Raw genomic sequence first — 7,397 nt, forward strand, 5'->3', positions numbered from 1 at the left:
GACAGGAAGCCATTCAGCAACGGCACCCCGGCCATGGCCGCGGACGCCACCATGGCCAGCACCGCCGTGTAAGGCATGTACTTCCACAGGCCATTGATCCGGCGCATGTCGCGGGTGCCGGTTTCGTGGTCAATAATCCCCGCCGCCATAAACAGGCTGGCCTTGAAGGTCGCGTGGTTGATGATATGGAACACCGCTGCCACCGCCGCCAGCTCACTGTTGAGACCGAACAGCAAGGTAATCAGGCCCAGGTGGCTGATGGTCGAATACGCCAGCAGCCCCTTCAGGTCATGCTGGAACAGCGCCACCGCGGCCCCCCATAGTAAGGTCGCCATGCCCGCCAGGGTGACAATTTCGAACCACAGGTCAGTACCCGCCAGCGCCGGGTACAAACGCGCCAGCAGGAACACCCCGGCTTTTACCATAGTGGCCGAATGCAGGTAGGCGCTCACTGGCGTGGGCGCGGCCATGGCATGGGGCAACCAGAAATGGAACGGGAACTGGGCGCTCTTGGTAAAGGCCCCCAGCAACACCAGACACAGAATCAGCGGGTACAACTCACTGCCGCGGATCAGGTCGCCGCTGGCCAGCACCTCGGTCAGTGAGAACGACCCCACCACATCGCCGATCAACAGCACCCCGGCCAGCAGCGCCAGGCCGCCCATGCCGGTGACCGTCATGGCCATGCGCGCGCCCTTGCGCGCGCCGGTCTGGTGGCCCCAAAAGCCGATCAGCAGGAAGGAACTGAGGCTGGTCAGCTCCCAGAACACCACCAGCAACAGCAGGTTGTCACTGGTGACCACCCCGAGCATAGCGCCCATAAAGAGCAGCAAATAAGCATAGAAACGCCCGGCCTTCTCTTTCGCAGAGAGGTAATAGCGGGCATAGAGAATCACCAGCAGGCCGATGCCCAGCACCAGAATGGCGAACAGCAAGGCCAGGCCATCCAGGCGGAAGGCCAGCGACAGATCCAGCGAGGGAATCCAGCGCAGGGTGCTGTGCAGGGTTTCCCCGGCAAACACCTGGCGAGCCGGGTTAAAAAGCAGTGCCAGCGCCAGGGCCGGCAACGCCGCCGCCCCGCAGGCCAGCAAGGTGCGGTTCCCCGTCACGCGTTCCACCAATGGTGGCAGAAACGCACCCAGAAAGGGCAACATCACCACAAAAGCAAGATTCATAGTCAATCCGTTGTCATTGTCACAAGGGCGGCAACCCGCCCGTTAGCTTGAACAGGGTAACTCAGAAAGACAATGACAACGGCGGATCAGGAAAATACGGACGCCGCCCCCGGCGCGGGCACTGGGACAGGGTGATGCAACAAGGCTGGACCAGAGAAGCGGTCATGGCATCCGTATTGATGAAATGGGACACCGAGTATGCCATGGGCGGGCGGCGGGTGCGATACGGGACAGGGGCGAGTTTAAAGTTCAAAGTTCAAAGTTGAAACGCGGTCTCAGGCCGAGGGAATTGCCCGCCCCTCTCCGCGATCACCGGTAATGGCGCGGGCACACCACATGAAACCCTTGAGAGCCTCTCCCGCGCTTTTGAACTTTCAACTATAAACTTTCAACTCGCCTCCCCCGCCCTGCCGAATCCCTCCATTTCCGCTACACTCTCCCCACTCACTCATCAGCAGAAGCCGAACACCATGTCCGCAGCCGAAAAACCCATCATCCTCGTCGATGGCTCCTCCTACCTGTACCGCGCCTTTCACGCCCTGCCGCCGCTCACCACCTCCAGCGGCCAACCCACCGGGGCGGTGCGCGGGGTGGCGGCCATGCTGCGCAAGCTGATGAAGGACTACGAGCCGGAATACATGGCGGTGATCTTCGACGCCAAGGGCAAGACCTTCCGCGATGAACTGTTCGAGGAATACAAATCCAACCGCCCGCCCATGCCCGACGACCTGCGTGCCCAGGTGCAGCCCCTGCACGACCTGATCCGCGCCATGGGCCTGCCGCTGATCATCGAAGAAGGCGTGGAAGCGGACGACGTGATCGGCACCTTCGCGCGCATCTTCGGCGAGCAGGGCAAACCGGTGCTGATCTCCACCGGCGACAAGGACATGGCCCAGCTGGTCAACGACAAGGTCACCCTGATCAACACCATGAACGACGCCCTCTACGACATCGACGGCGTGATCAAGAAGTTCGGCGTGGGCCCGGAGCTGATCATCGACTTCCTCGCCCTGATGGGCGACAAAGTGGACAACATTCCCGGCGTCCCCGGCGTGGGCGAGAAGACCGCCCTGGGCCTGATCCAGGGCCTGGGCTCTCTGGAAACCATCTACGAGAACCTGGACAAGGTGGCCGAGCTCAGCTTCCGGGGCGCCAAGACCCTGGGCAAGAAACTGGAAGAACACAAGGAACAGGCGTTCCTCTCCTACAAGCTCGCCACCATCAAGCTGGACTGCGAACTCAGCGAAGACCTGGACGACCTGAAACTGCAAACCCCGGACGCGGAAAAACTGGCCGAATATTACCGCAGCCTGGAATTCAAGGGCTGGCTCAAGGAGCTGCTGGGCGGCAAGGACCCGGTGGCCGAAGACGCGGGCAAAGACGTGGAAATGGACGCGGATGACGATGCGCCCGCGGCCCCCACGTTCGGCCGCGACGCCTACGACATCGTCTACACCCAGGCACAGCTGGACAAGTGGATCGACAAACTGAAAAGCGCCGGCGAGTTTTCCTTCGACACCGAAACCACCAGCCTCAACTACATGAACGCGGAACTGGTGGGCTTCTGCGTGGCCGTGGACGACAAGGCCGCCTACATCCCCTTCGGCCACAACTACCCCGGCGCCCCGGACCAGCTCGACAAGCAGCTCGTCATGGATGCCTTCAGACCGCTGCTGGAAGACGACACGATCAAGAAAATCGGCCAGAACCTGAAGTACGACATGAGCGTGCTGGCCGAAGATGTGGGCATCACCCTGCGCGGCGTGGCCTACGACACCATGCTGGAATCCTACGTGCTCGATTCCGTGGCCACCCGCCACGACATGGATTCCCTGGCGCTCAAGTACCTGGGCCGCAAGACCATCAGCTTCGAAGAGATCGCCGGCAAGGGCGCCAAGCAGCTCACCTTCAACCAGGTGGGCCTGCACGAAGCCAGCCGCTACGCCGCCGAAGACGCGGACGTGACCCTGCGCCTGCACCAGACCCTGTGGCCCAGGCTGGAAAAGGAAGGCCGCCTGCCAGACGTATTCCGCGACATCGAACTACCTCTAGTGACGGTACTCAGCCGCATCGAACGTAATGGCACCTACGTGGACGCCACCCTGCTCAAGCACCAGAGCCAGTTCCTGGCCAAGCGCATGGCGGAACTGCAGGAAAAAGCCTTCGAGATCGCCGGGCAGGAATTCAACCTGGCCAGCCCCAAACAGCTGGGTGAAATCCTCTACGAAAAGCTGGACATCCCGGTCATCAAAAAGACGCCGAAAGGCGCACCGTCCACCGCCGAAGCGGTGCTGCAGGAACTGGCCCTGGAATACCCCCTGCCCCAGGTGATCATGGATTACCGTGGCGTGGCCAAACTGAAGAACACCTACACCGACAAACTGCCGGAGCTGATCAACCAGCGCACCGGCCGTGTGCACACCTCCTACCACCAGGCAGTGGCCGCCACCGGGCGTCTGTCCTCCAGTGATCCCAACCTGCAGAACATTCCGGTGCGCAGTGAAGAAGGCCGCAAGATTCGCCAGGCGTTCCTCGCTCCCAAAGGCAAAAAGATCGTCGCCTGCGATTACTCCCAAATCGAACTGCGCATCATGGCCCACCTGAGTGGCGACAAGGGCCTCACCGATGCCTTTGAAAAAGGCCTGGATATTCACCGCGCCACCGCCGCGGAAGTGTGGGACAAAACCCTGGAAGAAGTCAGCGACAACGACCGTCGCAATGCCAAGGCCATCAACTTCGGCCTGATCTACGGCATGAGCGCCTTCGGCCTGGCCAAGCAACTAGGCCTGCCGCGCAAGGAGGCCCAGGACTACATCGACCTCTACTTCGAACGCTACCCGGGCGTAAAACGCTACATGGAAGAAACCCGCGCCCAGGCCTCGGAACAAGGCTACGTGGAAACCCTGTTCGGCCGCCGCCTCTACCTGCCGGAAATCCGCAGCAGCAACGGCCAACGCCGCCAGGCCGCCGAACGCACCGCCATCAACGCCCCCATGCAAGGCACCGCCGCGGACATCATCAAAATGGCCATGATCAAGGTCCACGATTGGCTCGACACCACCGACTTTGATGCCAAGATGATCATGCAGGTGCACGATGAACTGGTGTTTGAAGTGACGGAGGATCAGGTGGAAGATCTGGTGAAGGAAGTGAAGGAACGCATGGAGTCAGCGGCAGCGTTGAAGGTGCCGTTGATTGTGGATGCGGGGGTTGGGGAGAATTGGGATGAGGCGCATTGAGCGCTTCAAACATTTAGGATAAAAATCATGATAATTGAGACCAGCGACCCAGATATCGAGTCAATAATTCGACGGATCGGCGACAGAATAATCAACCTACAGCCAGACTTCCAAAGAGATCTAGTTTGGTCACAAAAAAAACAACAATGCCTAGTCGATACAGTAATAAGAGGCTGGAAATTCCCTCCAGTATACGTTGTAGCTGTTAACGATAGCAGCCAACAGGACGTACTTGACGGGCAACAAAGACTTAACGCACTTTTTGAATTCGTGAACGACGCATTCCCTGTTGACGGCAACATAGAGCCCAAGAGCGAAGACATCTCTCATCTTCATGGCCTATATTTTTCTCAACTACCACCAGATACAAAAAACAAGCTCTTGAGATATCCCGTTAGAATTCATGAGCTACATGACTACCAAAGCGATGAGCCTTCTGAAATATTTTTTCGATTAAACCAAGGATCAACCTTAACTCCAGCCGAAAAGAGAAATACTTTCTACGGCCCTGTCAGAGATCAAATTAAACTCCTTGTTAATCACATGGAGAGCCTTGACATTGACTCAAGAAAAATTGGCTTCAACAACAGCAGACTTTCTTACCACGATGTCATGTCAAGATTCGTTTTCGCCATCCACACCGGCACCATCAATGAGAAAATAACCGATTCAGATCTTGTAATGATGTACAGGAGTCAAAACCCGGTAGCAAGTGACACTATAGAAATATGCGAACAAGCAATAACCAACTTTGAATCCAGCATACAAGGAAAAGTTAAACTTAATAAAGCCACATTGCTAACCTGGCTAATGTACTTTTACTTTGAAGACGAACCAAACGAAAGGCTAGTCCACCAATTTGAATCAGAAAGAGAGCAATTAAAAAAAGAATCCAATGATCTTTTTAACTTTTCTAAAATGCGGAAAATTTTATCTATATATCAAGAAAGGTCATCGTCATCCGTCAATGACGCAATCCCTGTTCAGTTGCGACTTTTGTGTATTTTTATTTTTTCAATTGAAAGTGGCCAAACCCCTAATAGTCCTCAAGGTGAAAAGGCGAAGAAAATTCTTGAACTAATCAATTTCTCTGAAGACAGCTATTCAGAATCGAAGCTCATAGAAATCATGAAATCAGTCCAGTGGGGCCACCTATGAGAATGGCCAAACTGAACGATTTATGGAAAAAGGCACTAAACCCACTGCCCTCTCCAGACGGAATAAAGACAATAACCCAACACCCTATCAACGGATGTGAAACTTCAAAAGACCTAGATCGAATTACCATAGTTGTTGGAGCGAATGGGGCCGGAAAAAGCTCATTTTTAGAATACCTTTTCACTGGCGAACAATCCAAAACAGGCTTCCCCCGCCATACCATAGAAACTTTAGGAGGCATCACCCTAAACCTCCCTGGCGATCGGACAGACTGCACAAAAATTGACCCTGCTCAAGAAATAATAACAGTCAACAAGGCGCTGACTAATCTACAAAGCACCTTCGACCAATATGAAGAGAGAGAATTCGAAACAAGCGAAGTAGCAATCATTAATTTCATACTTTGCACTTCCTGGCATAGCATCTCAGTGGAAGAGATTGATGACCTCGAAGGAAGCTCCATACCTCGATTCATATGCCGTAAAAACGAAATCACCGTCGACAGTCTGGCACTCTCTTTCGGAGAGCTGAGCGTTTTGTATTTATACTGGCGCTTGATAAAAAAGGAAAACGGGCCCAAAGTCATTCTAGTCGACGAGCCCGAAGCGGGATTATCGCCTTTAGCGCAAAGAAGACTCGAGAAGCTTTTCGTCTATGCCGCTAGTGAGAAAGCAAAACAGCTCATATTAGCAACGCATTCCCCATTCATTGTCGAATGGGCAGGACATGAAAGATCTATCGTAATAACCCAAAACGAAAAATCCTCTTGGAGCAAAGCCAACTCTACAAATTATATTGAGGAGCTTGGCCTTGAAGCAACAAAGAAAAAAGTATTCGTCTTTGAGGACAATAAATCAGTTATTTTTTTTAAAACAATACTCGATTATTTCGGCAGTAGAGCATATACCTCAGCACACTTGATACACGTCAACGGCGAAGGAAATGTAGAAAAGGGAGTCACTCCCTACCAAGACAATCCCGTATTAAGCTTTGTTGGCATCTTGGATGCTGATCAAAAATCCCATGACCTAGTTACCAACGCCGCATCACCTTTTATTGCACTTCCTGGAAATCAACCTCCAGAAATAGAGGCCATAAAAATAGTAACCGATAACATTGATGAATATTCCGAAAGGATCGGGGTACGAAAATTAGCGCTAGAAACAGCTTTGCGGCGACACCTTTCAGAAGACCATCATGATTTTTTTGAAAACCTTTCTAGATCTCTTTATGGCGAAGCCAGGCCTTCACTATTTGAAATAGCCTGCAAACTTTGGGTCGTGAAAAACAAAGACGATGAAGAAACAAAAGAATTTTTATCGACCATTGACCCCGACCTAGGCTCAGACTAAGCCACGAACCCGAAAAAGGCGGAACCAGAACAGAAAGGAACCGGGGTCGGAACCGGGAACCGGGGTCAGACACGAATGGCACTTACTTAAGTCTAGGCCTTTCCTATTACTGACCTGACCGATTCCATTCCCGCTGTTTCGGAGGATGACCATTCTTTCGTATGTCGGCTTGTGCCTCATGCCTGGGCCGCGTCAGCAGTGGCGTGGGCTTTGGCCGTCTTTTCACCGCTCTCGGCTCAACTCTTCCCGGACGGTTGCCCACGCATCGCAGTGCAATAAGCACCAAGAGTTCCACTAAATCTGCTTGCGAATAACCCGATGCCAGACGGCAACTCCATGCATTCCAAATCTGTAATGCATGCTTGAAGCTCAATGCTCGCGGGAGCACATCCGATAACGCTGCGGATTGCGCCATGAGAATGCGTATCAGGTTATACGCCAGCAGATATACCCACATCTCTTTCTCGGCCATC

At 54.0% G+C, this 7,397-nt stretch carries 4 protein-coding genes and 1 pseudogene; 3 read left to right on the forward strand and 2 right to left on the reverse strand.

Features of this window, described 5'->3' with window-relative positions:
• Positions 1-1,175, reverse strand: a 1,175-nt coding sequence (locus tag A3730_RS03785; protein ID WP_304439458.1) for a proton-conducting transporter membrane subunit, incomplete at its 3' end; no start/stop codon positions are given.
• Between the two features lie 470 nt (positions 1,176-1,645).
• Here A3730_RS03785 and polA point away from each other — a divergent pair.
• The 3 genes from polA to A3730_RS03800 are packed head-to-tail and all read left to right on the forward strand — an operon-like array spanning position 1,646 to position 6,924.
• A complete protein-coding gene (gene polA, locus A3730_RS03790) occupies positions 1,646-4,414 on the forward strand; it encodes a DNA polymerase I (protein WP_063519471.1) in 2,769 nt (922 codons plus the stop codon).
• A gap of 27 nt (positions 4,415-4,441) precedes the next feature.
• Positions 4,442-5,572 (forward strand): DUF262 domain-containing protein, encoded by a 1,131-nt coding sequence (locus A3730_RS03795; protein WP_063519470.1) that lies wholly within the window; start codon positions 4,442-4,444, stop codon positions 5,570-5,572.
• Between the two features lie 2 nt (positions 5,573-5,574).
• Positions 5,575-6,924 (forward strand): ATP-dependent endonuclease, encoded by a 1,350-nt coding sequence (locus A3730_RS03800; RefSeq protein WP_063519469.1) that lies wholly within the window; start codon positions 5,575-5,577, stop codon positions 6,922-6,924.
• Positions 6,925-7,030: 106 nt separating this feature from the next.
• Here A3730_RS03800 and A3730_RS32485 read toward each other — a convergent pair.
• Positions 7,031-7,397: pseudogene (locus A3730_RS32485) on the reverse strand (IS4 family transposase); the annotation flags it as partial.

This window comes from Alcanivorax sp. HI0044, assembly GCF_001634945.1.